Source organism: Microbacterium sp. zg.Y909 (assembly GCF_024626565.1).
The window spans coordinates 1-796 of the sequence record NZ_JANJFJ010000598.1 but is presented as its reverse complement, the minus strand read 5'-3'; the positions used below and the strand labels follow the sequence as shown (position 1 = coordinate 796).

At 67.7% G+C, this 796-nt stretch carries 1 protein-coding gene; it reads left to right on the top strand.

All coding sequences use genetic code 11. The features are described 5' to 3' along the window. Positions 1-796 (top strand): DUF2207 domain-containing protein (locus tag NQ160_RS25060; protein ID WP_257517381.1); only part of this gene is annotated, 796 nt, incomplete at both ends.

Below are 796 nucleotides of genomic sequence, written 5' to 3'. Positions count from 1 at the left end.
GGCAGCCGCTCAACCCGAGGCTCATCTCGATCACCGACGAGGCCGGCGTCGAGCGGCCGGCCGAGAGCGACAGCGACGACGGCGTCTTCGAGATGGTCTCGCGCGCCGACGATTACCTGCGTGGCGAGCAGACCTTCGTTTTCACCTACGACCTCGAAAACGTCACCTGGACCTTCGACGACGGTGGCCAGGAATTCTACTGGGACGTCAACGGCGTCGATTGGCCGCAGCCGTTCGGCGAGGTGACGGCGACCCTCCACATGGATGCCGATCTCGCCGGAGCGCTCACCGGCCGCCAATCCTGCTATGTCGGTGAACAGGGCGCCACGCAGCAGTGCGAGATCCAGGCGGTGACTGCTGAGGACGGCTCTGTGACCGTGACGGCGGATGCCGTAGGCCTTGCTCCCTACGAGACGATGACCATCGCGGTCGGATTCGACCCCGACACCTTCGTGCTGTTCGACTCGTCGTACTTCGCGTCGGGGTGGGGCTGGGTGCAGGCAGTGTCTGCGCTCGGGCTGGCCGGGGCGTTCGGTTTCGCGGTCTGGACCCGGCGGCGCTGGTTGCGCGACGCTCCCGGACGCCCGACGGTCATCGCCGAGTTCACGCCCCCGCCGGGGGTGGATGCGCTTGAGAGCGCCGTCATGCTCGGCAAGACGTCGAAGGCCATTCCGGCGGAGGTGCTCGAGCAGGCCATCGTGGGGTCCCTCCGCATCGTGGAGGGATCGAAACGCGCATTCGGCGGGTCGAAGCTGCAGGTGGAGCTGGTCGATCGCTCTCGGGCGGACCGCGACGG